Annotated in this window: 1 pseudogene; it reads left to right on the forward strand. The window is 63.9% G+C overall.

Annotated features, from left to right (window positions below):
* Window positions 1-230, forward strand: a pseudogene (locus tag SB822_RS61515) (hypothetical protein); the annotation flags it as partial.

Raw genomic sequence — 230 nt, forward strand, 5'->3', positions numbered from 1 at the left:
GATCCGGTCAACACGCAGCCGAATCCGTCCGACCCGGTTCCGCCGGGCGACGAGCTGTTCACGCACGGCAACCAGACGCCGGTGCTGCTCAAGAAGCAGATCATTTTCACCGGCGACCGCATTATCGACGCGTCGGCGGGCTTCGACGAGCATCAGCTTTCGATCATCAACATACCCCCCGACTCGACAGGGCGCCGAACACTCCGTCCCGACACGCCGCTCTACCGCTC

Source organism: Paraburkholderia sp. SIMBA_054 (assembly GCF_046534875.1).
Classification (GTDB): domain Bacteria; phylum Pseudomonadota; class Gammaproteobacteria; order Burkholderiales; family Burkholderiaceae; genus Paraburkholderia; species Paraburkholderia hospita.